Source organism: Sporosarcina sp. E16_8 (genome assembly GCF_017347095.1).
Taxonomy (GTDB): domain Bacteria; phylum Bacillota; class Bacilli; order Bacillales_A; family Planococcaceae; genus Sporosarcina.
In genome coordinates this window covers 1-25,107 of record NZ_JADPRZ010000049.1, presented here as the reverse complement: position 1 = coordinate 25,107, position 25,107 = coordinate 1, and the positions used below count along the sequence as shown (strand labels likewise).

General features: G+C 38.8%; 27 protein-coding genes. 9 read left to right on the top strand and 18 right to left on the bottom strand.

Annotated features, from left to right (window positions below):
* Positions 1 to 97 precede the first annotated feature (97 nt).
* The 14 genes from I2484_RS17950 to I2484_RS17885 all read right to left on the bottom strand — a co-directional run bounded on the left by I2484_RS17950 (position 98) and on the right by I2484_RS17885 (position 13,812).
* Positions 98 to 1,837, bottom strand: coding sequence for a phospho-sugar mutase (locus tag I2484_RS17950; protein ID WP_207152438.1), 1,740 nt, complete (start codon positions 1,835 to 1,837; stop codon positions 98 to 100).
* 120 nt (positions 1,838 to 1,957) lie between these two features.
* On the bottom strand, positions 1,958 to 3,328 hold the full coding sequence (locus I2484_RS17945; protein WP_207152437.1) for a sugar phosphate nucleotidyltransferase: 1,371 nt from the start codon (positions 3,326 to 3,328) through the stop codon (positions 1,958 to 1,960).
* A gap of 56 nt (positions 3,329 to 3,384) precedes the next feature.
* Positions 3,385 to 4,710 (bottom strand): nucleotide sugar dehydrogenase, encoded by a 1,326-nt coding sequence (locus I2484_RS17940; RefSeq protein ID WP_207152436.1) that lies wholly within the window; start codon positions 4,708 to 4,710, stop codon positions 3,385 to 3,387.
* A gap of 16 nt (positions 4,711 to 4,726) precedes the next feature.
* On the bottom strand, positions 4,727 to 5,743 hold the full coding sequence (locus I2484_RS17935; protein WP_207152435.1) for a glycosyltransferase family protein: 1,017 nt from the start codon (positions 5,741 to 5,743) through the stop codon (positions 4,727 to 4,729).
* A 16-nt stretch (positions 5,744 to 5,759) separates the two neighbouring features.
* Complete coding sequence (locus I2484_RS17930; RefSeq protein WP_207152434.1) at positions 5,760 to 6,233, bottom strand: glycosyltransferase; 474 nt, start codon at positions 6,231 to 6,233, stop codon at positions 5,760 to 5,762.
* Complete coding sequence (pssD, locus tag I2484_RS17925; RefSeq protein WP_207152433.1) at positions 6,230 to 6,685, bottom strand: PssD/Cps14F family polysaccharide biosynthesis glycosyltransferase; 456 nt, start codon at positions 6,683 to 6,685, stop codon at positions 6,230 to 6,232. Before pssD ends, I2484_RS17930 begins: the two co-directional genes overlap by 4 nt.
* Positions 6,678 to 8,027 carry an O-antigen polysaccharide polymerase Wzy gene (gene wzy / locus I2484_RS17920; RefSeq protein WP_207152432.1) on the bottom strand — a complete coding sequence of 450 codons (1,350 nt, stop codon included), beginning with the start codon at positions 8,025 to 8,027 and terminating at the stop codon, positions 6,678 to 6,680. The genes pssD and wzy overlap by 8 nt, the downstream gene beginning before the upstream one ends.
* Positions 8,028 to 8,049: 22 nt before the next feature.
* Positions 8,050 to 8,295 carry an acyltransferase gene (locus tag I2484_RS22045; protein ID WP_481886419.1) on the bottom strand — a complete coding sequence of 82 codons (246 nt, stop codon included), beginning with the start codon at positions 8,293 to 8,295 and terminating at the stop codon, positions 8,050 to 8,052.
* A 286-nt stretch (positions 8,296 to 8,581) separates the two neighbouring features.
* Entirely contained in the window at positions 8,582 to 9,859 is a 1,278-nt protein-coding gene (locus I2484_RS21875) for an oligosaccharide flippase family protein (protein ID WP_207152430.1), read from the bottom strand.
* 3 nt (positions 9,860 to 9,862) lie between these two features.
* Positions 9,863 to 10,540 (bottom strand): sugar transferase, encoded by a 678-nt coding sequence (locus I2484_RS17905; protein ID WP_207152429.1) that lies wholly within the window; start codon positions 10,538 to 10,540, stop codon positions 9,863 to 9,865.
* A 19-nt stretch (positions 10,541 to 10,559) separates the two neighbouring features.
* Complete coding sequence (gene galU / locus I2484_RS17900) at positions 10,560 to 11,444, bottom strand: UTP--glucose-1-phosphate uridylyltransferase GalU (RefSeq protein ID WP_207152428.1); 885 nt, start codon at positions 11,442 to 11,444, stop codon at positions 10,560 to 10,562.
* Positions 11,445 to 11,541: 97 nt separating this feature from the next.
* Complete coding sequence (locus I2484_RS17895) at positions 11,542 to 12,309, bottom strand: tyrosine-protein phosphatase (RefSeq protein WP_207152427.1); 768 nt, start codon at positions 12,307 to 12,309, stop codon at positions 11,542 to 11,544.
* Between the two features lie 64 nt (positions 12,310 to 12,373).
* On the bottom strand, positions 12,374 to 13,084 hold the full coding sequence (locus I2484_RS17890; RefSeq protein ID WP_207152426.1) for a CpsD/CapB family tyrosine-protein kinase: 711 nt from the start codon (positions 13,082 to 13,084) through the stop codon (positions 12,374 to 12,376).
* A complete protein-coding gene (locus I2484_RS17885; protein WP_207152425.1) occupies positions 13,084 to 13,812 on the bottom strand; it encodes a YveK family protein in 729 nt (242 codons plus the stop codon). Before I2484_RS17885 ends, I2484_RS17890 begins: the two co-directional genes overlap by 1 nt.
* 151 nt (positions 13,813 to 13,963) lie before the next feature.
* Between I2484_RS17885 and I2484_RS17880 the strand changes: the two genes are divergently transcribed.
* The 3 genes from I2484_RS17880 to I2484_RS17870 all read left to right on the top strand — a co-directional run bounded on the left by I2484_RS17880 (position 13,964) and on the right by I2484_RS17870 (position 16,435).
* On the top strand, positions 13,964 to 14,776 hold the full coding sequence (locus tag I2484_RS17880) for an SGNH/GDSL hydrolase family protein (RefSeq protein ID WP_207152424.1): 813 nt from the start codon (positions 13,964 to 13,966) through the stop codon (positions 14,774 to 14,776).
* Positions 14,777 to 14,791: 15 nt separating this feature from the next.
* Entirely contained in the window at positions 14,792 to 15,721 is a 930-nt protein-coding gene (gene tagU / locus I2484_RS17875) for a polyisoprenyl-teichoic acid--peptidoglycan teichoic acid transferase TagU (RefSeq protein WP_207152423.1), read from the top strand.
* 207 nt (positions 15,722 to 15,928) lie between these two features.
* Positions 15,929 to 16,435, top strand: coding sequence for a VanZ family protein (locus I2484_RS17870; protein ID WP_207152422.1), 507 nt, complete (start codon positions 15,929 to 15,931; stop codon positions 16,433 to 16,435).
* 54 nt (positions 16,436 to 16,489) lie between these two features.
* On the opposite strand, the gene I2484_RS17865 is transcribed toward I2484_RS17870, so the two are convergent.
* Both I2484_RS17865 and iscB read right to left on the bottom strand, forming a co-directional pair.
* A complete protein-coding gene (locus I2484_RS17865) occupies positions 16,490 to 17,194 on the bottom strand; it encodes a hypothetical protein (RefSeq protein ID WP_207152421.1) in 705 nt (234 codons plus the stop codon).
* A 243-nt stretch (positions 17,195 to 17,437) separates the two neighbouring features.
* Positions 17,438 to 18,715: an RNA-guided endonuclease IscB gene (gene iscB / locus I2484_RS17860; RefSeq protein ID WP_207152420.1), complete on the bottom strand. Its 1,278-nt coding sequence runs from the start codon at positions 18,713 to 18,715 to the stop codon at positions 17,438 to 17,440.
* Positions 18,716 to 19,095: 380 nt separating this feature from the next.
* On the opposite strand from iscB, the gene I2484_RS17855 reads away from it, so the two are divergent.
* Genes I2484_RS17855 through I2484_RS21645 form a run of 3 tightly spaced genes read left to right on the top strand, consistent with a single transcriptional unit; the run spans position 19,096 to position 19,582 of the window.
* The gene (locus I2484_RS17855) at positions 19,096 to 19,284 is read left to right on the top strand and encodes a hypothetical protein (protein WP_207152419.1); all 189 of its coding nucleotides are present in this window, start codon (positions 19,096 to 19,098) and stop codon (positions 19,282 to 19,284) included.
* Entirely contained in the window at positions 19,272 to 19,469 is a 198-nt protein-coding gene (locus tag I2484_RS17850) for a hypothetical protein (RefSeq protein WP_207152418.1), read from the top strand. Before I2484_RS17855 ends, I2484_RS17850 begins: the two co-directional genes overlap by 13 nt.
* Positions 19,457 to 19,582 (top strand): hypothetical protein, encoded by a 126-nt coding sequence (locus tag I2484_RS21645; RefSeq protein ID WP_255551555.1) that lies wholly within the window; start codon positions 19,457 to 19,459, stop codon positions 19,580 to 19,582. Before I2484_RS17850 ends, I2484_RS21645 begins: the two co-directional genes overlap by 13 nt.
* 160 nt (positions 19,583 to 19,742) lie before the next feature.
* Here the strand turns inward: I2484_RS21645 and I2484_RS17845 are convergent, their stop codons facing one another.
* The gene (locus I2484_RS17845; RefSeq protein ID WP_207152417.1) at positions 19,743 to 20,654 is read right to left on the bottom strand and encodes an NERD domain-containing protein; all 912 of its coding nucleotides are present in this window, start codon (positions 20,652 to 20,654) and stop codon (positions 19,743 to 19,745) included.
* 227 nt (positions 20,655 to 20,881) lie between these two features.
* Here I2484_RS17845 and I2484_RS17840 point away from each other — a divergent pair, with 227 nt between their 5' ends.
* Positions 20,882 to 21,229 (top strand): hypothetical protein, encoded by a 348-nt coding sequence (locus tag I2484_RS17840; RefSeq protein WP_207152416.1) that lies wholly within the window; start codon positions 20,882 to 20,884, stop codon positions 21,227 to 21,229.
* Positions 21,230 to 21,349: 120 nt separating this feature from the next.
* Here I2484_RS17840 and I2484_RS17835 read toward each other — a convergent pair whose 3' ends face one another.
* On the bottom strand, positions 21,350 to 23,254 hold the full coding sequence (locus I2484_RS17835) for an S-layer homology domain-containing protein (protein WP_207152415.1): 1,905 nt from the start codon (positions 23,252 to 23,254) through the stop codon (positions 21,350 to 21,352).
* Positions 23,255 to 23,510: 256 nt separating this feature from the next.
* Here I2484_RS17835 and I2484_RS17830 point away from each other — a divergent pair, with 256 nt between their 5' ends.
* Together I2484_RS17830 and I2484_RS17825 are read left to right on the top strand one after the other, a co-directional pair.
* Positions 23,511 to 24,869 (top strand): S8 family peptidase, encoded by a 1,359-nt coding sequence (locus I2484_RS17830; RefSeq protein WP_207152414.1) that lies wholly within the window; start codon positions 23,511 to 23,513, stop codon positions 24,867 to 24,869.
* A 64-nt stretch (positions 24,870 to 24,933) separates the two neighbouring features.
* Entirely contained in the window at positions 24,934 to 25,101 is a 168-nt protein-coding gene (locus I2484_RS17825; RefSeq protein ID WP_207152413.1) for a hypothetical protein, read from the top strand.
* Positions 25,102 to 25,107 lie beyond the last annotated feature (6 nt).

Below are 25,107 nucleotides of genomic sequence, written 5' to 3'. Positions count from 1 at the left end.
AAGACACCTAAAGCCTTCTTGGAAGCGCATTTGTTATCTCAAAGCTAGTATTAAACTGCGTCCGATATATAGGGGGCAAACCACAGGTACCTGAAATTTATGTATTAATACTTTCTACGATATCCATTACATACATTTCCAAGTTTTTCAACGCCTCATTTGATTGTTCCTGTGTATCCTTTTTCACACCAAAGTAAAACTTGCATTTAGGTTCGGTACCTGAAGGTCTAATGCATACCCAAGATTCATCTTCCAGCAAATATTTTATTACATTTGATTTAGGTAAATCAGTTGATACCTTGTCCGAATTATTAACATTATATTTCTCCCTATGTAAATAATCCTCAATAAGCACAACTTTTCTCTTACCAAAATGCTCAGGTGGATTTCCTCTGAAATGGTCTAAGATCCGACTGATTTCATCAACACCTTCTTTTCCTTTTAGCGTTAGAGACTTTAAGGATTCTAAATAATACCCATACTCTTTATAAATTTCTAATAAACCTTGATATACTGATTTTCCTTGTGCTTTATAATAGGTAGCCATTTCCGCAGTTAATAGTGCAGCTTGAACAGCATCTTTGTCACGCACAAAATCACCTATCAAGTATCCATAACTTTCTTCATAGCCGAAAAGAAAAGTATATTTACCGCTTTTTTCAAATTCATCAATCTTTTCACCAATAAATTTAAATCCCGTTAATGTATCAATCGTCTGAATACCATATTTCTCTGCAATGACTCTTCCTAACTCTGATGTAACAATCGTTTTAATGACAACCCCATTTTTCGGCAAGGAGCCTCTTTCTCTCTTTTGGACTAATAAGTAGTTTAACAACAATGCCCCCAACTGGTTCCCTGTCAATATCTCAAACTTTCCATTGCGATTTTTCACCGCGACTCCTAAACGATCTGCATCGGGATCTGTCGCCATCAAGATATCTGCATTTACTTTTTCTCCTTTTGCAATGGCCATTTCAAAAGCATTATGTTCTTCGGGATTTGGGGAAGATACTGTAGAAAAATCCGGATCGGGCATCTCTTGTTTTGAAACAACATTCACGTTCCCGAAACCATATCTTTTCAAGCCTTCTCTGACTGGCCTATTACCTGCTCCATGTAACGGAGTATAGACTATTATCAACTCGTCTGCATGCTTTTCCAAAAGAGTGGGATCCTGTCTTAATGTTAAAAGAGACTTTTGATAAGCTTCATCCACCTCTTCTAATACGTAGTTTAAGATGCCTTGATTAATCAAATCTTGTTCAGTTTCTACAGTAATCTTCAACTCATCTTCTACATTATCAATAAATCCTATGATTTCTTTTGCAATAGCTGGTGGGATTTGACCCCCATCATGACCATAAACTTTGAAGCCATTGTACTCGGGTGGATTATGGCTTGCCGTTATTACTACTCCCGCGGTTGCTTTAAAGTATCTAATTGCAAATGACAATTCAGGAGTTGGACGACATTCCTGGAATAAGTAAACTTTAATTTTATGTTTACCAACCGTTTTCGCAACTTCTAATGCAAATTCCTCTGAAAAGTGCCTTGTATCATAAGCGATAACAATCCCGTTCTTCATTGCTTGTTGGCCTTGTTTTTTTATGTACTGAGCCATTCCTTCAGCAGCACGACGTATTGTGAAAAGATTTAACCTATTTGTTCCTGCACCCAGTTCGGCACGAAGTCCACCTGTACCAAATTCGAGATGTTTATAAAACCGATCTTCGATTTCTTTTTGATTATTTTCTATTAATTGTATTTCATCTTTCAAATAAACCGGCAAAGTCTTAGTTAACTTCCACCTGTTAAATACCTCTAAGTAATTCAATTACAAAGTCCCCTTTCATCTATTGAACCAATATAGCAGTTTTGATAAATACTGCTTATAAAGAAGAACCCCTCGCAAACAGATCTCACCTGAACTGTTTGCGAGGGGGTTAACGATTCATTACACCTGAATAGGTGTACAATGATCTTCTACTTCTTCCCATGTCATATATAAGCGTACAATATCCTCTTCAATCAATTGAGAACCGGTTTGCACTTCGACAAACTCCATGTCTGTAATAGCCTTAATCCCATGTCGATCACCTACTGAAATCTGTAATACATCCCCCGGTTTAACTGTTCTCAAATCTCCATTATAAGCAAAAACACCTTCACCTTTTACAATCGTCCACACTTCAGATCGTTCATGATGATATTGGTAGCTTAAATTTGCTCCTGCATTTACACCAATTCGTTTTGTAAGTACTTCATTTCCTTCTTCGAATCGTACATAGTCAAGAACACGATACCAACCCCACCTGCGTTCTTCAAACATAGGGCGGTCGTCATATGAATCAATATACTCTTTAATTTTCGGGCTTTTTTCTTTTGATGAAACAAGAATCCCATCTGGGCTGACTGCTATAATAGCATCTTTAATGCCTAGAACTGTGACAGGTAAATCAAGTTCATTTATTACGTGTGTCCCTAAAGACTCTTCACAGACCATGCTTTTCCCAATTTTAGAAGTCGCCATTTCTTCTGTTAGCGTGTTCCATGTTCCGAGATCTTTCCAATAACCCTCGTACGAAATAGCAACAATTTTTTTTGCTTTCTCCACTACCTCATAGTCAAAGCTTATCTTTGGCAATTTTTCATATTGAAGAAGAAGTCCATAATAGTCTGTTGTAAATCCTTTGTCTTTCAATAAATTTAAAATATAGCTTAATTTAAAGGCGAAAACACCGCAATTCCAAAGAGCTCCATCTGCCATTAATGATTCAGCAATTTTCCCAGAAGGTTTTTCAGTAAATCGTTCCACTTCATGAATCAGCTTTCCTTTTTCCTTCGGGACAATGTACCCATACTTCTCAGACGGGAAACTAGGCTCAACTCCAATAAGTGCTATATCCGCATTGCTTTGATTCACACTGTCTTCAAGGTCTTTTACCCGCTCAAAGAAACTATCTTCTACAAAAGGGTCTACAGGTAAAACAGCAACCATTTCATCTAAATCTGCTTTTTTCACCGTGTGTAAATAAGCAGCTGCTAATGCAATCGCCGGAAACGTATCTCTACGACTTGGCTCAACAACCAAATCGACAGACTCATCTAATTGACTATTAATCATATCCACTTGTGCTTTGCTCGTTGATATCACTGTGGAGTCTTGTAAGCCTACATCACCAAGTTGTCCCCAAACGCGTTGTACCATTGATACAAGTTTATCGTTCTCCCCCGGTAGTACTTTTAAAAACTGTTTAGATCGTGCATCATTAGACAATGGCCATAATCTCTTTCCTGAACCACCTGATAACAAAATTAATCGCATAACTTGTTCCTCCTACAAAACTCACATTTTCAATAAATAATAGTTCAATTAAAGAATTAGCCGCCTTTATCAAACACATAACCTAACGATTTCCTACCGATTGAATGATACTCAATTTCATACTTGGATACTTCTTCCAATTTAAAACAATTTCGTCCATCAAATATTACTGGTTTCTCCACATTTTCCACAAAAACACTCAAATTGAGTTCTTTAAATTCTGACCAATCGGTCAATATGAAAACCATATCAGAATTAGAAATTACATCAATAACATCATCGACATACTTTGTTTCCTTTGGAAGCACTTCTTTTGCTTTATTCATTGATATTGGATCAAACGCTACTACTTTGGCTCCTTCTTTAATTAACTTATTGATTATTGTAATTGCGGGAGACTCTCTCATATCATCAGTATTAGGTTTAAAAGACAGACCAAGAATTCCAACTCTTTTCCCCTTTACGGAACCAAAACGCTTTATCGCTTTATTTACCAACTTAAGATGCTGCGAGTTATTTACCTCAATTACGGATTTTAATAATTTGAAATCATAATCAATATTTTCAGCAATATTAGCTAGTGCTTGTGTATCTTTTGGGAAACAAGAGCCCCCATATCCAATCCCCGCATTTAGAAATTTATTTCCTATGCGTGAGTCGAGCCCCATCCCTTCAGCTACATTGCTAATATCTGCACCAACTCTTTCGCAAATATTTGCTATTTCATTAATGAAACTAATCTTTGTTGCTAAAAAAGCATTAGAGGCATATTTTATCATTTCAGCACTAAGAATATCAGTTTGATATATCGGAATTCCAAATGGTTTATTAATTTTTTCTACAACCATCCCAGCCTCAAAAGAATCTGATCCAATAATGATTCTGTCGCCGTGAAATGTATCATTAACGGAAGAACCTTCCCTTAAAAATTCAGGGTTCGAAACTACTTCAACTTTAATTCTTGATTCTAATATTGATTCTAATTTACTTTTTATATAGTGATTTGTTCCAATTGGAACGGTACTTTTAGTGACAATGATTATATCATTATTTATATACATTCCTATGTCTTGGATGACTTGATCTATAAAAGTCAGATTTGCCGACCCATCTTCTTTTTCTGGAGTTCCAACAGCAATATAAAGCACATTAATATTTCTATATGCTTCTTTTGCATTATTTGTAAAAAGCAATCTTCCGCTATTTATATTTTTAATCATTAGTTCTTCTAGATTTGGTTCATAGATTGGTGAAACACCTACACTCATTTTCCTTATTTTAGCCTCGTCTACGTCATAACAAACTACATTATTACCGATTTCTGATAGCGCAACTCCAGTGACTAATCCGACATACCCCGTACCAATTACTGTGATATTCACAAAATAGCCTCCAATTTTAAGTTATTGACTTAAACACTAATTCTAATTGTTTTTCATATCTCTTCTCTTTTATTTCCTTTACTTTTTTGATTTTCATTTCTAATACTTCCTTGTTTTCTAAAGCCAAAGTAATTGTTTTAGAAATGTCTTTTGCTTCATTCTCGGTGTAAAATGCCCCGTCTAAATATATATTCTTCAATGCTTTTTTATTAGATAAAACCATTGCCTTTTCTGCACCTAATCCTTCATTGCTCACACTCATTTGAATATCATCAAATAAAGTTAACCCTATTAACACATCAGCTTCTTGAAGTATGTACTTGTATTCTTCAATTGTTAACCAACCACTTAAAGTCATATTTGAAGGTATATCAGATTCTGCTATGTTAAAGTTCTTCTCCAACTTTTTGGGATTTCCAGTCATTACAAAATGTACTTCTGCTAAAAGTTCAGCGGCTTTTATAACTTCCAAGATTGGTTCATCATGGTTGAACGAGGCTGGGAAAAAAACATATGGCTTTTTCACGTCTAAAAACTCGGCTTTTCTTTCAATTTTAAATGTGAAAGGAGTTTTATCTTCGAGTATCAATATTCTCTTTTGGTCCACTGTTGGAAATGTTTTTTCATTAATAACCTTTTCAAAAACAACTTCGTTATGTAATAAGATTGAATCACATTTCTCCAACATCTTCTGATTACCCATAGTTGAAAGCCAAGGTTCCCTCGTCAATGCGTTATGACAATCTGATATCACTTTAAGATCTTTTTTGAAAAAGCGACGAACAAAAAGTGGAGCGGCTAATGCATAAGATGGCGGTGTTTGAACAAAAACACTTTTATAGGAGCCTGCTTTTATTTGCTTGAAGTCTAAATAAAAATACTTTAAATACATAAAGACCTTTTTAATTTTGTTTGCCGGTGGATTTTCCCTATAAACTATTTCAACACCATTTAGTTTTTCATCAAAATCAATAGCTAAAGACTCAGCCCTAGATTGATATTTTGTCCATACTATAAATAAACTGTTCGTCATTTATTAAGCTCCTATCTCAACTCAAAAACTTGTTTACAATATATTGGCTAAGCTCTCCAGTAGACTTATATGTCTCCATTTCTGTAGTCTTAATTCTCCCTAGGGTACACCATAAATCCGAAATATCGTCTATTGCTTTCACGAAGCTTTGAGTATGAAAAACTCCCGCTATTTCTAATTGGTGATTATCTACATGTTCTCCGTACTCCTTCAATCTCGGAATCACAATTACCTTTTTATTATGTTTTAGCCCCTTAATTATTGAAGACGTTCCTGCATGAGTAACCAAGATTTCACACTTCTCCACTTCCCTATTAAATTCACTTTCTTCCATAAAGGGAGAGCATCGGACATATTTTGATTTATTACTAATACCACTTTGAATAATAATGTCACTTGAACTAATTTTCTTTTGTTCTACCAATTTATCAATTTCCGTTATTATGCGATTCATCTGAAATCTCTGTGTTCCCAAGGTAACAAATATCAATATAAACTCCCCTTGTATTCTGCTTTCGGATACTTTTCCAACATGGTAGGCCATTGAACATAAAAGTGATCTGCAAACTTATAAACTATCCTTCCAGTTATCGTTGGTGTATGTATTTTCGCAAAACTTTCAATGAATACAACTCTCGCCCCGAAAAGTTTAGAGAAAATCAGAAAAGGTAAGACAGATCCCGCTCCCGTAGATACAACAATGTCAGGCCTAATTTTCATCACATAATATAATGAAAGTATTACATTATATATGAAAGTGAAAATAAATTCTTTGTTTTTTCTATCCTGTTGTTTTAAAAAAAGTATATCATTTCTAGTTTTATTAGAATCATTCTTTTCCGTAATTAAACTAATCTTCGTTTTATCCTTACTTTTACTGTATATTTCATTTAGTTGTGTCCAATGACCACCGGTAGAACTAATAAGTACTTTTTTACCCATCTTTTTTCCTCCTTTTAAAAATAAATAAAGGAATAATAAATATTAAAATATACATCGGCTTAAACAAGCCTCTATTAACAAGTTCAAAAGAATATATAGTTAACAAAACACTTAATGCCAGATATTTTGGATCCTGATTGTTTTTATATTTTGTCCAAAAAACATTATAAAGGCAACCAATTATTATAAAGAATATAATTATACCGACTACACCATATTGAATAAATAGACCACCCAGAATGCTAGGCGTTAAAGATACATTCTCGTTCAAGTTAACAACAATCCCCAATACCCGACCTGCTGTAAGAGATATATCTGGGAGTACGGTCAATAGATCTTGTAAAAAGAGACCGTTGGAACCAACCATATTATCTATTACTTCTCTTCTTTCAACCGCAACCTCAGTAACACCCATTCCTTCACGTGCAGCCAAGTGGAATGGTAATATCGGGTTAACAAATTGATAGAGATCCACGTGAAAACCTTCTATAAAATCTTGCCATTTCAGCAATGATACAGATGTCTCGTGACGGTAAATTAAAAACAACGAAAATATACTTACCGATAAGGTTGTAATTAGTGATAAAAACAAAACTTTAAATAGACTAATTTCATTTTTATTATTTTCAATATAGTGGATAATAATTATTAATAGAACTGAGATTACAAGCAACATTGGTTGATTACGATAACCTAAACTTAATATAATCACAAAACTTGTTACGAGAGTGATCAACAGGAAGTTTTTTTTTTTATTAGTGGTTATATAAAATGCAAAAATCGAAACAGTAATAGGAATAATCATTTCCGTTAAATATTGTAGAATTCCCGATACATTAAATCTGCTTGATTGATTTAAAATTAAAACACCATGCTGCAAATAAATAATTAAAGAACTAATTAAACTCAATGTAAATAAAATTATTGTGTTTTTATTATTAATGTAAGAAGATGTACTTTTTCCAGTATACCCTTTATTAATTTTCAACAACATTAAACTAAGGTAATTACCGATTATAAAAGAAATTACCGCAGTGAAAAGTAAAAGGATCCACATTTCAGAATTTATACCTTCTCTATATGAAGATATCGGAACTATACCAACTGTGTAATAAATGATTAGAAATCCAACAAAAATAACTTTGACATTTAAACCGAATTTTATTATCAACAGATAAATGATAAAAAACGCACTAAATAAAACAAACGATATTATAAATAATCCAGATAACGATCCAGATACTTTATTTATTGAATATAAATTATTCGACATAATTGTAATTCCAACCATAATGAAAGATATACAAATAATTATTAATGAAATTATCGTTCTTTCTTTCATGAAATTCGCACCACTTTTCAAATTAATGCCAATATTTTTTAAAATCTGGCTTATAGTCTAGTTGTTTATTTCTTTCGCCAATTTTCTTTGCTGGCACACCGCCCACGATAGCGAAATCATCGACATTCTTAGTAACGACAGAACCAGCCGCTACAACTGCCCCTTCTCCAATAGTCACCCCTGGTAGAATTAACGAATTCGTGCTAATCCAGGCATAATCCTTAATTATTACAGTATCTTCATTATATGTGAACTCTGAACTATTCACTGCATGATCTGCGGTATATATTTTAACGTACGGCGAGATATTAACATTATTCCCAATTTCCAACTTCCCTCGCCCATCCAACACAACATTATCATTTATTGCGCAGTTTTTACCGATTTTTATTTTTTGCGGATCATAAAAAAAGACCTTTCTTAAAATCGTAGTATTCCCCCCTAATTTTAGACCTAAAATTTTATACAAGAACCTTCGTATATTATGAAAGGGTATAGCTGGTATTATGAAATTGAATATAGCTAAGTAAGTATCTTTAATAAATTTATTCACTTCATACCATCCTTATAGATTTAATTTTCTTTTTAATAGTATAAATAATCAATACAGTCATTATTAAATCCGACAAAACACTTGACAATATCGCACCATAAACACCATATACCTTAATTAAAATTATGTTTAATGTAAAATTAATCATAGCAACAAAGAGCTGTATTATACTTCTATCTCTTTGGTATCCCGCGCCTGTCAATGCATCCGCAAATACATAATGTATACCTCTAAGTATTACAATAGGTAGAAGTAGCTTTACAATAAGTATACTTTCCTGATACTTACCAATCATTAATTTCGAAGATATCGGATCTATTAATAGAAAACAAAGTATGGAAACAATAGAAGTATAAATTATAATAGGAACGATTACTTTTTTTGCATACTTATAACTTTCTGCGATACCAAGTTTTATTCCTACTTCAAAAAACTTTGGATAGGTTATACTCAGAACCCCTTTTATAGGTATGAAAAGTAAATCAATAAGTTTGTATGCGAAACCATAATATCCAGTAACTTCAACATTGGTAAACTTACCCAAAATAGATTTATCGATTTCGTTATATATTCCTTGCGAGGACAAACCTATGGAAAAATAAATACCTTCCTTTATATTTTCTTTACTAATATTCACGTTCAGTTTCGGGTAGTTATTTTCACTCAAAGACCTTACTAAATAATAGATCGTGATTAATAATGCAAGTGCTAAATAAATAGCACTCCAAATTAGAATTGTTTTTTCTTTGTTAATTGGTAATACATAATAAATTAATACTGAAGCAAATCTCACTAAACTTATTGAAGTTAATATGTTTGAGGATTTTCTTATCAACCCTTTAGCGATGTATATATGCGAACTCATTTCATTGAATTTCAAACAAAGTAAATCAGCAAAACATAACATTAAAAATAAAATAAACAAAGCACTATCTGTAGAACCAAAAATGATATAGACTACTATTTCTCCAGTAATTAATAACATTACATAAGAAATTATAGTTGATACAATCGTTTTACCAAACATCTCTCTAAACTGATTCATATCTGTTTTTATCGTCTTAACTAAAATATTATTAAAACCTAGCCCGCAAAACGGACTTAGTATTAATATTATTGAAGCAATAATAATGTACTCTCCAAATTGTGAAGGGGAAAGAATAGCAGCCAAACCTAAAAAGTACGAGGTTTGGAAAACCATTCTACCTCCCTGTCCATAAAGTGACCATAATAAATTAATATACTTCTTTTTGATAATCGTTTTTCTTTCTCTAGTCACAGCCTAATATGCACCTTTCGATCCAATTAAAACACCGACCGTTTTAAAAATAATAGTTAAATCTTTAGAAATACTTCTCGTTTTGATATATTTAATATCAAGTTGAACCATTTCTTCAAAACCCAAGTTATTTCTGCCACTTACTTGCCACAAACCCGTGCAGCCCGGAACAACAAGTAACCTCTGTTTATCATAGTCACTATATTCATCAACTTCTCTTGGAAGAGGTGGTCTCGGTCCTACTAAGCTCATATCCCCTCTTAGAACGTTAAATAGCTGCGGAAGCTCATCAATAGAAGTACGACGGATAAAACGGCCAATCTTCGTTACTCGAGGATCATCTTTCATTTTGAACATTGCACCCGACACTTCGTTATATTTAAGCAATTCTTCAAGCTTTTCTTCAGCGTTATGAACCATTGATCTAAACTTGTACATAAAAAAAACTTTTCCATTCTTCCCTACGCGTTGTTGCTTAAAAAACACCTGTCCTTTTGGATCTTCTATTTTCATTATAGTAGCGATTAATAAAAATAAAGGTGACAGTATAATAAGTCCCATAAAAGCACCTAAAAAGTCTATTACACTTTTCCATTTCTCATATGACTGTTGCATCCCTAACTCGCGATGGAGGGTAGAATCTATATATGGAATGGAATGTTGTTGAACTATTTCTCGCATTCAACACACTCTCCTCAATTTAGTTAAATATTTTCTTATAATCTTTAATCGACTCTATAAATTGCATCACTTCATCCCGAATCTCCGGATGTTGCAATGCAAACTCAATCGTCGTTTTAACAAACCCCAACTTCTCCCCCACATCGTAACGTCGCCCTTCAAAGTTATAAGCAAAAACTTGCTGAATTTGATTAAGTTTTTCGATTGCATCGGTCAACTGAATTTCTCCGCCTGCACCAATTTCTTGTTCTTCAAGGAACGTGAAGATTTCGGGAGTAAGAATGTAACGCCCCATAATGGCCAAATTTGAAGGGGCTGTTCCTCTCTGAGGTTTCTCTACAAATCTTCCAACTTGATACCTTCGACCGTACTGATTGATAGGCTCAATGATTCCATAACGAAATGTCTCTTCATCTGGTACTTGCTGCACTCCAATTATGGAAGACTTCATTTCTTCGTACTGATTCATAAGTTGTCTTAAGCACGGTGTCGGGCTTTGTACGATATCGTCGCCAAGTAATACAGCAAACGGCTCGTCTCCTATGAAGTTCTTTGCACATAACACTGCATGTCCTAACCCGAGAGGCTCTTTTTGACGTATATAGTGTATATTAGCTAAATTAGATGAATGTCGTACTGTATCAAGTAAATCAAACTTACCTTTTTCCGCAAGATTTTGTTCAAGTTCCCAAGCATTATCGAAGTGATCTTCAATCGCTCTTTTTCCTTTACCAGTAACAATGATAATGTCCTCTATACCTGAGGCAACTGCTTCTTCAACTATGTATTGAATTGTTGGTTTATCAACGATGGGAAGCATTTCTTTCGGCATAGCTTTTGTTGCAGGGAGAAATCGTGTCCCTAAACCAGCTGCAGGTATAATTGCTTTCCTTACCTTCTTCATGATTTTTACATCCCTTTCATCACTCGTATAGGATTAAGCTTCTACTAATCCCACAATTTTTTCTAAATTTCTCCACACATAGTCACATTATACTATATCATCCAATTAATTGCCACCACTTTTTCGATTCAACTGTACCCGGCTCCAGCAAAATGAAATCCTCATTCGTCAAAATTCGCGCATTATTTTCTAGTAAGATATCAACAATGTCATGATTTTTATGCTTATCAAGGTAATCTAGACCTTTATTGAAAAGAAACGGACGTGTTGCTGCACTATGAACATCAGACCCATAGGCATGGACAAGATTCGCTTCGACAAGTTGCAAGGAAAGCTTTTGTACAGATTTGCCGAAGTGACCCGCTAGACTACCAGCTGTCACTTGCGATAACGCTCCGTGGTTAACGAGTCTTTCGAGACGGCTTGGTTTCTCGGCAATTGCACGGTTTCTTTCTGGGTGTGCAATGATTGGCACTTTGTTTAAGTTTAAAATCCCTTGTATGATTTGTACCGTGTATGCAGGAATCCCTGATGAAGGGAGTTCGAGTAATACATACTTCGAATTTGCGAGCGTAAGGGCTTCGCCACTTTTCAGCTTGTCAATTGTGAAGTCTTGTATTCTTATTTCTTGTCCTGCATGCAATTGAATGGCTAAGTCTCGCTTTTTTATTTCTTTAGTTAAGAGGTTAATCTTTTTCAGGACACTCTGTTTCGGTACATTAAAGTGTGGATTATAGACATGTGGTGTTGCAATTATATCGGTAATCCCTTCAGCAATGGCCATCTCAAGAAGCTCCATAGCTTCCAGTAGTTTTTCCGGGCCGTCGTCGACACCTGGAAGGATGTGTGCGTGCATATCAATCATCATGTTTCCTCGCTAACTAGTGGTTATTTGTACTCAAAAAAAACGAACAGGCACGATGACCTGTTCACTCCGCAGTTCCATAGTATTGATAGTAATAGTGGTCTTTGTCTAGCTTGAAGTTATTCAGCACCGTCCCAATGATGTTTGCTTGTGACGAAACAAGCGCATCTTTCGCTTTGACGATTGCTTCTTTTTCGGTTTCACCAGCACTCATCACAAGAATCGTGCCTTCACATTTATTCGACAAAATTTGACCGTCTGTTACTGATAGGACAGGTGGTGCGTCGAAAATGATAATATCGAAATGCTCCTTCATTTCCTCCATCACTTTGTCCATCGTTTTTGAACCTATCAATTCTGCAGGGTTCGGCGGAATCGGTCCACATGTGATGATGTGTAAATTGTCAATAGTACTCACTTTAACAACATCCGAAATTGTTGCTTGACGGGTGAGGAGATTTGAAAGACCGATTGTGTTTGTCATGTGGAATGTATAGTGAACAGTCGGCTTTCTCATATCCGCGTCGACAAGTAGGACACGCTTCCCTTCTTGCGCAAAGACGACAGCCGTATTGGCAGCAACCGTCGATTTCCCTTCACCAGGAGAAGCCGAAGTAAAGAGCAGTGTCTTTAACTCATGATCCGGCATCGAAAAGTTAATGTTTGTTCGAAGTGTACGGAATTGTTCCGAAACAATCGATTTTGGATTGGCATTCGTGACAAGTTTACGTGCCACTGTTTGAATAACACGATTCCGTTTCCCTTTTTTAGCCATTACACTCTCCCCCTTCTTTGCGTGACTTGTACTTTAGCGTTCTGGATTTCTTTATCTGGAATCGTGCTTACTAACCCTAATATAGGCAAGCCAAGCAGTTCTTCAATATCTTGTTCCGTTTTCATTGTAGTATCCAAGTATTCGAGTAAGAAAGCTATACCCACACCAAGCATGAGGCCGATTACTGCCGCGATTGCCATGTTAAGCTTCGGGTCCGGTTTAATCGGTGACGGGTTTTCCGCTAGTACCGCTTCCGCAAGGATATTGACATTGTCTACATTCATTAGTTTTACAATTTCTACTTGAAAAACAGAAGCGATTGTATTTGCAATTTCTACCGCTTGACGCGGGTTCGGATCTTGCACAGCTACGGTTACAACCTGAGAGTTTTGCACACTGTTGACCGTAATCTGATTGTTTAAATCGGTCGGAGTTGTATCCAAATCTAGCTTCTCAATGACTTTTGAAAGAATGGCGGGGCTTTTAATGATGACATTGTATGTATTAATGAGTTGCAAGTTCGTTTGAATGTCTTGTGCGTTGACTGACGTCGTTTCTTGTTTCGTTTGGTTAATAAGAATTTGTGTCGACGACTGATAAATGGGTGTCAAAATCATAAAACTGACGACACCGCTTATTGTAATGGCAATTACGGTTATGAATGCGATAAGAAAAAGCCTTTTTCGGATAGTTTTGAACAAATCCTGTAAACTGATTGTTTCTTCCATTATGTATATGTTCCCCTTTACCTTCGAACTAATATTTGCTAATCTTCGTCATTATAACACAAAATATTTGCTTTCGACATATGCATTCTTGAAGATTTGTGGGATAATCAAAGTACTTATCTACTACTAGTTCTTTCGAAAGGAGTTACCTATGAATAAAAAAGTTATTTTGGCTTACATAGTACTTATTATCTGTATTCTATTATTAGTGGCCAGTTATACACAGTGGAAGGATAAGCTCTCTTCATTCGGACAGCAATCACCAACTACGGTTTCCTCCCCTAAACCTGATACGGAAAGTGATGGAGTAAAGGAGTCTTTGAAACCCGAGCAGGCTATCGAACAACTGCTAACACTGACAACTCATCAAGACAAACAAGTGCAGGAGGTATTCCGTAATCGGCTTAAAGCGGGTGAAAAAGTCAATTTCCTCATTACCGGTTCGAGTTTGATGGATTACGGTGAGCCTGGCTATGCGGAACGATTGAAAACGGCACTTGTAGCGGCGTATGGGGACTACATCACTGTTACGGCAATCGGGTTCGACGCAACGTCCCAACAATTCACGGACAAACTTGCGGAAGAACAGATTGATTTGAGTATCGGTTATGACGTCATCTTGTTTGAACCCTTCACACTGAATAATAATGGGCTTGTCGCAATAGAAGACGGGCATGCCCACATCAACACTTTTCGCACTCGTTTGAAAGAACATGTGAAGGATGCTGTCATTGTACTTCATCCACCCAACCCGATTTATGCGGCAACGTATTACCCTGCTCAAGTGACTGCCCTTAAATCGTTTGCCGAAGCGGAAGGAATTCCATACGTGAATCATTGGACTAACTGGCCAGATCAGGCGACAGAGGAAATCTTATCCCTTCTAGGTGACAAGAGCATGCCGAACAGTGATGGTGCAGAAGTTTGGGCAAATACGTTAATTACTTATTTTATAGCTAACTAGACGGAGGAATAGAAGATGGATCGTATTGATAAAAAGAAAAAGAAGAAAGTATGGCCTTGGATTGTTGGAATTATTGGTGTTCTAATTTTAGGTGTTGCTGTATATGGCTTTATGGTTTACAAAGGTTTGACCGATACGGCGAAAGAGATTCATGAACCGATTGATCGTGAACAATCCGAAAAACGTGAAGAACCTGTTGCTTTTAAAAAGAAGGAACCGTTTTCCGTACTCGTGCTTGGCGTTGATGAACGTGAAGGCGATAAGGGCCGTTCGGATACGATGATTGTTCTGACCGTGAATCCAGAATTAAAATCTACTAAGATGGTCAGTATTCCACGTGATACGTATACAGAGATGGTCGGAAAAGGTGTCCAAGATAAGATTAACCATGCCTACGCATTTGGTGGCATTGAGATGTCGATGGATAGCGTTGAAGGTTTGCTCGACATTCCAATTGACTATGTGGTGCAAGTGAATATGGAAAGTTTTAAGGATATTGTTGACGCGGTCGGCGGTATTACAGTTACTAATCCATTGGACTTTATAGTAGGTAGCTATACATTCCCCAAAGGTGAAATTACATTGGACGGCGAAAAAGCATTGTCTTTCGTACGTATGCGTTATGAAGATCCACGTGGCGACTTTGGCCGACAGGATCGACAAAAACAAGTCATCCAAGCGGTTATGCGTGAAGGCGCTTCTTTAAACAGTTTAGTGAATTTCAAAAGTATCTTTGGCGCGATCGGCAAGAATGTCCGGACAAATATGACGTTCGACGAAATGACGGATGTTCAATCGAAGTACCGCGATGCGTTCGGAAAAGTTGACCAGCTTTATATTAAAGAAGGTTTGGGCAAAAAGATGAACGGTGTATGGTATTACATGATGAACGACAAGGAATTGGAAAGTATCAAAGTTGAATTGAAAGAGCATTTGAAGTTGTGATTGCATTTACTAGTAAGATGATTATCCCCCAACCGGATTACTAAATGGTTGAGGGATTTTTTTGATGTTAGGGGGAGCTTTCATTCAGACTATGAAAACTTTTGACTGTTCTTTCCTTAGTAGTCATTGATTTGAACGTCTGAAGGGCGACCTATCTGACCTTTTCTATTGCATGTATTCTCGCATGCAGTATGGTACAATTCCCATATGAAAAAACTAATCGTTCTGATCGTTTTGCTTAGCATTCTATTCATTTCATCCGGGCAAACCTACGAACAGCAGTCGCTCATCCCAACACTTGAGAAATGGCTGCCGAGTGAACCGCTCAAATCATCACTTGCCAAGTTACAGATACCGTATTGGGGTACAACAATTTCAGTTGAGGAACGAGGCTATTACCACTTTGTTGAGTTTATCCTCCGAAAAAGCGCCCATTTCGTCATTTTCGGTGTTCTAGCCGTTGCGATTTACTTGATACTACCCAAGCATGCATTTCGTCTGTTGACAGCGACTTGGATCACCGTTCTACTCGCTATCGCGGATGAGTATCACCAGTCATTGACGGGCGGACGGACGCCAGCGTTGCAAGATGTCCTACTTGATGCGGCTGGAGCCGTGACGTTCCTGTTGATTGTACGGATTTTTATAGTGGTGAAACCGAAAAAGAGGAAGACAGTTAAGAGAAAACCAACGAAAAAAGCAAGAATTCGCTGAGAGGCGATTCTTGCTTTTTTTAATTTCTAGACTCCGGGTGCTTTTCTTTTCAATTCACAGACCCATTGCCTTGTTCAAAAGACTGTCTTTACGTGCTTTTTTCTTTGCGTTATAATCATCGGTTACGTTTTTTGAATAGGATTTATCATAGCCGTTTGCTACTAGATCTTTCTCCACTGCTTTGATGACGCCTGCGAATACTGTATCGGTACGTGCTTCAAGCCCGCTTGCAGCATCTACGTATTTATTGTAAAAATAGCCGTAGCTGATGCTTTCCCCATTCGCTTTCTTAGCGCTGTACTCTTGCTTCGCATGACCTACCAATGTATTCAGCCTGCTGTCAGCCTGTGATTGGAGATTTTCGAGCGTCGGGACATACTTCTGTTTAATCGAAGTGACTGTTGGTTTTGGAGTTGTTTCGGTGGTGTTGCTATTCCCCGTTGTCGAGCTAGGGGTTTTATTGCCGGAAGTCGTTGCTTCCTCTTTAGTGCCTTCTGTAGATGTTACTGCCACTTTGCTGCCATCTGTAGAGGTTCCATTAGAAGCAGTCCCGGTGGATTCCACAATGTCTCCATTTTCATAGAGTGTAATTGTCGTTCCGTCAGGCATTTCAATGGTATACGGATCTTCAACGATTTTCGCCACTTCTTCATCCGCTACATCGTACTCTTTGAATTTAAAGAAGTATAGTAGAGTACCTGCGGTGGCCAGGATTAGAATTAGTAGTAGTAGCAAGAAAATCTTTAGTTTTTTCTTCAATAGACTACCCCTTTACTGTCGTATTGTTTACTAGTTTAACAGAAAGGGGATGTGGGGTGTAGCTAAAAAGGCAATTTTCGACATTTTTCGTTTATTGGTGGATTCTGATTGATATGGAGTGGATTTCTCTTTATCGATTGGAATTCACTCCATATAAGTTATCCCTCCGCGACTTCGCTCAGTTTAGCTAGGTGTTCATTTGTTCAACATATAACTACTGCATTTTACATAGATCTATTCACCTTAATCATGATGCATGAGTTGATAGCGCCAATTGCCTTGATGACTTCTCTTAATGAGTCCCTTGAGCCATTGTTGTTTATGTGTTTTTTCCGGTATAACGATGTACCGGCCATTAATTGACTTGACGTAGCAGGCGTTTTTCCCTGTAAAGCCATTGATGTAGCCGATGTTGCCGCAAGGTGTTCGTACTTCATCGTTCAAAAAGAATCCTTTAGACGCCTTGGTATTTTTCGCGTTACGTCTGCTGTCAGTGTTCGGCTGCTTGCGTCCTTTACGTGCGGTCGCTTCATGCAGGCTTCGCTTTTTCTTGCGGAACTGTTTCGCCATGAAGGTGGTGTTAGTTATCTTCATAATCGCTGGTATCCCCGTTATCGCAATGGCATCGTTGACAAGTGACTTTTCTAGCCCAATCAATTTTCGATGAGGCGTTGTTTCGCTCCCATAGGAGAGTATTGCATCTGGATAGTGCTCGTGAACTCGGCTTCGCAACGTGTTGGTGAAAGGTGGTTCTTTGTAGGACCCCAGTTTTTTCCCACCTTCCATCCATCGCCAAAAGATCTCGCCGGGACGATGATTGTCAGACGTATGGCAATCGGTGCAAACGGTGATCAAGTTATCCGCATGATCGCTTCCACCTCGTGACCTGTAGATAATATGATGCGTATGTACTATTTTGTTCTTCTTTTTACATACTTGGCAACTATAGTTGTCTCTCGAGAATACATAATACCGAGTATCATAATAGCCGTCACTTTGACCCATTTGTTGGGTAGCGCCCCCTACGCTTGGAATGATCAGCTTCTGGACTTCGAACTTGCCGATTTCGATATGCAGTGTCGGATTGGGCAGCAAACTACTAAAACGATTAATCCAACGAAAAGTGTTGGCCTTTCGACTTTCCAAACTCGGTGGTAACCATCCTTTTGGCTTCTTGCGATTCAGGAAGCGGGCTTTTCGATACCTTGTTTTTCGTTGTCTACGAATGCGTCGGTATATTTTACGTGTTTCGATCAGACTTTTTACATCAGTGCGTAATTCTACTTCACCTTTCATCAGTACATGACCAACGGATGTAACCGCAATACCGATATGTTTCTCCCCGATTTTCGTGCCTACTTTAACCGACTGTTTGTAGCCGCTGGACCCATACACTAGCTGGATACTAAACGGCTGATAACCGATAATCTTCGCTTTTCCTTCATTCAGCAATATTCTTGCTTTCCGCGCTGGGCAAGGCATGAGCGCCTCACCATGCTGATTAATTACGAATACGAGCATAGCGTATTCCCTCCCTTTTTGGAGTTTGTCACCCTTCGCCAATGTTGGTAAGGCTTCCGACAGTACATGTCGCCAAATTCGGTTGACCGCTCCGACCCAACAGAGCTTTTACAGAGCCGACACAGTGCAAGGGACTAGAGCATTATCCCAGGGTGTGATTACCGAACCAACGTAGTCATAAAGACTGAGGCTAGACAACTTAGGCTCTTTCAAGCCCCCACTTCGACGGCTAGTGATGTTGGAGTGGTGGGTAGTTGACTATGATTAATACGTGTTTTTGGGGTGTAGAGTTGTGTGCCGTTTGGTACAGGTACTATTATACCATCTTGGTGGGGTAATTCCCTCATTTGGAATAATTTAAGTGGGGAGGGTTGGGGGTTTTGTGGTTCGTTGGAGGGGTGGCTGGGTTTGTTGGAGGCTTTTGGGAGTTGGTTGGACGCTTTGCGGAGTTGGTTGGAAGCTTTGCTGGGTTCGTTGGACGCTTTGAAGATTTGGTTGGAAACTTTCGGGTTGGTTGGACGCTTTGCGGAGTTGGTTGGACGCTTTGCTGGGTTCGTTGGACGCTTTGAAGATTTGGTTGGAAACTTTCGGGTTGGTTGGACGCTTTGCGGAGTTGGTTGGAGGCTTTGCTGGGTTCGTTGGACGCTTCGCGGAGTTGGTTGGAGGCTTTGAAGATTTGGTTGGAAACTTTCGGGTTGGTTGGACGCTATGCGGAGTTGGTTGGAGGCTTTGCGGAGTTCGTTGGACGCTTTGAAGATTTGGTTGGAAACTTTCGGGTTGGTTGGAAACTTTGCTGAGTTGGTTGGAGGCTTTGCTGGGTTCGTTGGATGCTTCGCGGAGTTGGTTGGAAACTTTCGGGTTTGTTGAACGCTTTGCGGAGTTGGTTGGAGGCTTTGAAGATTTGGTTGGAAACTCTCGGGTTGGTTGGACGCTTTGCGGAGTTGGTTGGAAGCTTTGCTGGGTTTGTTGGACGCTTTGCTGGGTTTGTTGGACACGAAGACTCTTATCCAACTAGAAAAAACCCACTTCAATCTTTCGAAGTGGGTTTCTTTCTTTTTTGTATGGTAGATGGCGAGACTTTGTAATCCCACGTATAGATGGAAGCTCTTGATTTCCCTACACGCTTAAGTGGGAGCGATTTCAATACATAGTTGGCAGCATATTTATCTTTTAATTGGAAGAAGTTGCGACATTCTTCGTTTGAGATTGTGTTTTTCATTATCATGAACCAGTCTTTGAGACCTTCGGCAAATGGTTGGTTTGATTCGAGTTCGCATGCTGGGCAGATCCAAACCATATGATTTACACGATTGACTTTATTGTTACACGTATTGCAAATGATTCCTTTACTAATATGTGTCTTGTCAATTCTGTATCTTTCACATAGTGGATAGGGATTGTACTGCTGTTGACCTCGGCTTAATTTTTCGACGAGCGAGTAGAATTGATTGTCGGCCAAAAGCACTTGTCCAACTTCCCGCGTTCTAAAGTACAGCGGCAGGTGCTTCGCATACATAATCGGCATTTCGGGTGGAGCATTTTTGACTGATGTCTTATTGTTTGCCATGACGATCATACCAGTAGACTTAATAGGAAACCCGTTTCTTTCAAGCCATATGTCCAGGCCATTCCGATTATTATTCAACTGCATGATGGGACAATCGATAACGATGGATTTTTTATCTTCATAGGTACATTCGAAGTGGGGTGGGTTCGAAATGTAGTTCAGGGTGCCCGCGATATTCTTTATTTCAAGAATAAATGCGTATGATGGGGTCAGGATTAGAGTGTCAATTTGTATGTCGAATTTGGGGTTGATGGATAGTTGTAGATCCGTGAAAATGTGGACTCGTTCAGTGAATTCTATCGATTCCAGATACCTATCGACTTTGATTTCACCTGCGTAGCCTGCTTCTGTTCGATAGAGTCGGCCGACCACCTCATTGTGCTTTTGACTTTGGGGGTTAAGTCTCGCAAGCAGTCGGGGCAGCGCTTTTAATAGTTCTGGTTTTCTGCGATATATGCGTATTATTGAACACTCCTTTGTATAGAATTTTCTGTGTATGGAGATAGGATAGCATAATTTTAGAGAGAAAACAATGGAAAGTCGAGATTAGTGAGTGGTTGGTGGTTTGGGGGCTCTTTGTTGGTTGGAGGCTTTGGGGGTTGGTTGGAGGCTTCGAGGGTTTTGTTGGAAACCTCCTTGTTGGTTGGAGACTTTGGGAGATTGGTTGGAGGCTTTGCTGGTTTGTGGGAGGCTTCGAGGGGGTTTGTTGGAAACCCCCTTGTTGGTTGGAGGCTTTTGGGGATTGGTTGGAGACTTTGCTGGATTCGTTGGACGCTTTACTGGGTTCGTTAGACACTTCGAGGGTTTTGTTGGAAACCTCCTTGTTGGTTGGAGGCTTTGGGGAATTGGTTGGACGCTTTACTGGGTTCGTTGGAGGCTTTGAAGGTTTTGTTGGAAACCTTCTTGTTGGTTGGAGACTTCGGGGGATTGGTTGGATACTTCGATAATTTAGGGTCGCACTGTCTACTTTTATTGCCAAACAAAAAGGAAGCCCCTTAAGTCTAGGAATAGACTTAAGGGGCTTCCTGCGGTTCTTAGATGTTTGATCTGGTGTTTAGACTTCGAATTTATTTTACAGGCTGTTGAAAGTTGACTGTATAAGTTAATGTTTGACCGCTTGTTAATGTAACGTTTATATCGATTGAAGCAGGTAAGTTCTCTAGTTTAGGTGCATTGGTTACTAACGCAACTAGTTGGTCTTTGATAGCGGATATACTTGTAGCTGATACGCCGACTCCAGTAAATGCATCTACCAGTCCCATTCCGGCGAGGACTGTTGAAGATTTACTTGCATCTGAAATTGCAACGTTCAAAGTGTTAGTTGATGGAAGGAAATCAACTGTTACACCTGCAACTTCAGGCTTAATTGTCACACCAGCCAGTTTATTTTGAACTGCTAATTCAAAGTCTGCTTCAGTAACCGGAGGTGTTACTGTTCCACCACCGCCGCCGGTTCCAGGTGTTTCAGGTGTTACTACTGGAGTGTCTCCGCTGATTTTCTCGATGTTGCCTTTTACTTTATCGTAGTCTTGGATGATATCTTTTGCTGCTACTCCTGCTGGAAGGACTAGATTTGCAACTTTTGTTTTATCGCCAAGAGAGATTTTTGCGTCTTTCGACTTGATTTCAAGGCTGCCTACATTTGCATCAATTGTTACTTCTTTAGCTCCCGCATCGATCGTTACTTTTGGAATCGTGATTCCTGCGTCCGCTTTAATGACAACGTTAGCTGAAATGATTAATTCTTGAACTTTTGTAGTGCCTTTAAACTCGACTATTGCGCCGCCTTTAGTAATCACAACGCTAGCAATTGTAGCATCAATGAATGCGATTTTTGCTACTGGTGCTTCTGCCGCTACAGAATAACTAGCTCCATTTGTGCTTTTCGCTACAGAAGCTGCTTTAGAGGAAATGATTGTTTTTCCTTCTACAGTCACTTTTTCAACGATGAAGTTGTTTTCTACTGCTTTACCAACTTCTAGATCACCTTTAATTGTAAGGTTTTTCAGGTGAACATAGTCCCCATTAATTGTTAGATTTCCTGGGTACGTTAACCCTTTGCCATCTAGTGTAAGGTGTTTTTCAGCAGTACCGCTTGCTTTAATTTCAATTGAACTAATGCCAACAATCGTACCATTTAGAACGGAGTATTTGACGACTGCGCCTTTCAGAGCGTCTAAATTAGAAGCACTGAATACGTCTTTCAAGATAGCTGGGAATGCATATGTTCCTTCAGCGAATTCTACTTTATCAGCCGTAATGTTTACGAGTGTCGATTCTTTCTGCTCCGCTTCTGGAACTTCAGGTACTTCTGGAACTTCTATCTTAGTTGCTGATTCACTTTTAAAGATGAAAGAAGCAACTTGTCCGCGTGTGACGAATGCGTTAGGTGAGAAAGTAGTTGCAGTTGTTCCTGACGTGATTTTATTTGAGAACAATGTTTGAATATGGTTCGCAAACCATTGTTTGTTGTTCACATCTTTAAATGGAAGATTTGAAAGCTTATCTTCTTCTAATTTAAACCCTAATACGAGCATTTGAGCGACATGAGCGCGCGTCAGATTACCAGTTGGTTTAAACGTTTTGTCTTCATATCCTTTAATAATTCCTGCATTTACGAGTGCAGCGATATGTCCGTAATAAGGATGATCCTTTTTCACATCTTTAAATCCTGGATCTACTACATTTTTCGTGTCTAGATTTAATGCCAAAGCCATAATTTTAGCTGCATGCGCCCTGCTAATTTGTTGACCTGGCTTATATGTACCGTCTTCATAGCCATTGATGATACTTCTAGATGTTAAGCTACTGATAGCCTCATAGAATTGATGCGTATCTTTAACGTCCGAGAAAGAAGTACCTTTCGTTGTTGCTGCTTGCGTAAAAGTCGGTACTGCTGCAACTAGTGCCCCTGTTGCAACCGTTGTTGCTAGTGATGCTCTAAATAGTTTTTGATATGTGCTCTTCTTCATTCTCAAACCCCCTGTGATTTTTATACGTATAACCCATTTCAGCATAGTATGACATATAATTACCAAATACTACTAGTAATCTGAATAGGCTATTTTCATCGTACCATATAAATGGTAGGTATTCTATATGGATTGGCAATTGTTGTTAGTCAATTCTGTTGATTAATCCCAAACCCTCCCCTACTGTTTTCCTTAATAGTTTAGCGTCTTGACCGATACATAAATAGATGACTTATTATACGCAAGGGTGGTATTTATGAAGAAAACTTTTACTATAATTGGACTTTTATTTATTCTCGGATTTTCATATGTTGTCCCTACAGCAACTGAGGTCTTTGCTTCATCTACTGAAAGCGATCGATTATTAGTTAAATTAGTTGCTGCAGATGGTAGTGAATTCATCGAAAGTGTGTCAACAGAAGAATTTGAACTTCTCGATGGGGTTGAAGTACTTCAGCCTGATTTCATGCGCTACGCCGCCATTGAGACCGCTGCTATCGGTTCGAATTCTTGGGGGAAAGAACGGATTGGTGTAAAAAAGGCAGCGCACAAACTAATGCCGGGTGAGGACAGCGTTATTATCGCGGTCATTGATACTGGCGTCGATTACACGCATCCGCTGCTGAAGGATCGGATTGTTGCTGGATATGATGTTATTAATAATACTTCTGACCCGATGGATGTCCATTTCCATGGTACGCATATTGCGGGCATAATTGTCGATTCAACGCCGGCTAATGTGAAGATCATGCCTATTCGCGCAATGGATGACGAAGGAAAAGGCTATGATTCCGATATTTCGACAGCTATTCGATTTGCGGTTGATAATGGAGCGGATATTATTAACTTGAGTTTTGTTGGTGAAGGTTTCTCTCAATACTTGGTCGATGCGCTCGATTATGCGATTTCGAATAATGTCCTCGTGGTCGTTGTTGCCGGGAATAACGGCGCGGATACGGCAGATTATTTCCCAGCTTCCGAGCAAAATGTCATCGTTGTTTCCGCCACCGATCAAAATGACGACATCGCCAGTTTCAGTAATGCGGGTGACGCAATAGATCTTTCCGCTCCTGGCGTAGGGATTGTTTCGAGTTTACCCGGTAATCGATACGGAAGTCTGACGGGCACTTCTATGGCTGCGCCGTTTGTTAGCGGTGTTGCGGCGATGATAAAACTTGATGATCCGAGTCGTTCGATGAAGGAAATTGAACGGTTGTTGAAGAAATATGTCGATGACCGAGGTGCTGTTGGTTGGGATCCGATTTTCGGGGAGGGTATTGTCAATATCGCGTCGTATGACGAACCTCGTCGTGTGAGCGCGGATGTGGCGGGGATGGATTTTTCGGACTTCATCTCGCTTCCCTCAGTGAGGAATGTGCCTTTGACGAAGGAGTGGCGTATTGAGTTTACCCGGCAGCTGTCGAAAAAGGACATTATTGACGTTCGGGTTTTTCGGGGTAGTGATCTAGTGCCGATTAGGTTGCGTTCAAGTGTTGAAACTAAGGAGATTGTTGCTACACCCGTCTCTTCTTATGCCGCCTCTAGTTCGTATAAGCTTGTGATTCGTGTTAAAAATGGGAAGGATTATCAGATGGATTTTTATACTGTGGATTAGATGGGGATCAGCCGGGGGTGACTTTGGCTGGTTTTTTTTATGGGGTTGGGGGGTTGGGGGGTGGGTGGGGTGGGTGGAGGGTTTCTGGTTTGTTGGACACTTTTCGGGATTGGTTGGAGGCTTTTTTGATTTGGTTGGACACTCTCTCGGGTTGGTTGGAGGCTTTGCCGATTTGGTTGCACACTGTGCGGTTGGTTGGACACTTTCCGGGATTGGTTGGAGGCTTTTTTGATTTGGT

Excerpts from the sequence above, each read along its gene's own strand:
- I2484_RS17945 (WP_207152437.1), bottom strand. The coding sequence starts at position 3,328 with ATGCGATTAATTTTGTTATCAGGTGGTTCAGGAAAGAGATTATGGCCA.
- I2484_RS17935 (WP_207152435.1), bottom strand. The coding sequence starts at position 5,743 with ATGACGAACAGTTTATTTATAGTATGGACAAAATATCAATCTAGGGCT.
- pssD (WP_207152433.1), bottom strand. The coding sequence starts at position 6,685 with ATGGGTAAAAAAGTACTTATTAGTTCTACCGGTGGTCATTGGACACAA.
- wzy (WP_207152432.1), bottom strand. The coding sequence starts at position 8,027 with ATGAAAGAAAGAACGATAATTTCATTAATAATTATTTGTATATCTTTC.
- I2484_RS17905 (WP_207152429.1), bottom strand. The coding sequence starts at position 10,540 with ATGCGAGAAATAGTTCAACAACATTCCATTCCATATATAGATTCTACC.
- galU (WP_207152428.1), bottom strand. The coding sequence starts at position 11,444 with ATGAAGAAGGTAAGGAAAGCAATTATACCTGCAGCTGGTTTAGGGACA.
- I2484_RS17895 (WP_207152427.1), bottom strand. The coding sequence starts at position 12,309 with ATGATTGATATGCACGCACACATCCTTCCAGGTGTCGACGACGGCCCG.
- I2484_RS17890 (WP_207152426.1), bottom strand. The coding sequence starts at position 13,084 with ATGGCTAAAAAAGGGAAACGGAATCGTGTTATTCAAACAGTGGCACGT.
- I2484_RS17885 (WP_207152425.1), bottom strand. The coding sequence starts at position 13,812 with ATGGAAGAAACAATCAGTTTACAGGATTTGTTCAAAACTATCCGAAAA.
- I2484_RS17880 (WP_207152424.1), top strand. The coding sequence starts at position 13,964 with ATGAATAAAAAAGTTATTTTGGCTTACATAGTACTTATTATCTGTATT.
- tagU (WP_207152423.1), top strand. The coding sequence starts at position 14,792 with ATGGATCGTATTGATAAAAAGAAAAAGAAGAAAGTATGGCCTTGGATT.
- I2484_RS17870 (WP_207152422.1), top strand. The coding sequence starts at position 15,929 with ATGAAAAAACTAATCGTTCTGATCGTTTTGCTTAGCATTCTATTCATT.
- iscB (WP_207152420.1), bottom strand. The coding sequence starts at position 18,715 with ATGCTCGTATTCGTAATTAATCAGCATGGTGAGGCGCTCATGCCTTGC.
- I2484_RS17835 (WP_207152415.1), bottom strand. The coding sequence starts at position 23,254 with ATGAAGAAGAGCACATATCAAAAACTATTTAGAGCATCACTAGCAACA.
- I2484_RS17830 (WP_207152414.1), top strand. The coding sequence starts at position 23,511 with ATGAAGAAAACTTTTACTATAATTGGACTTTTATTTATTCTCGGATTT.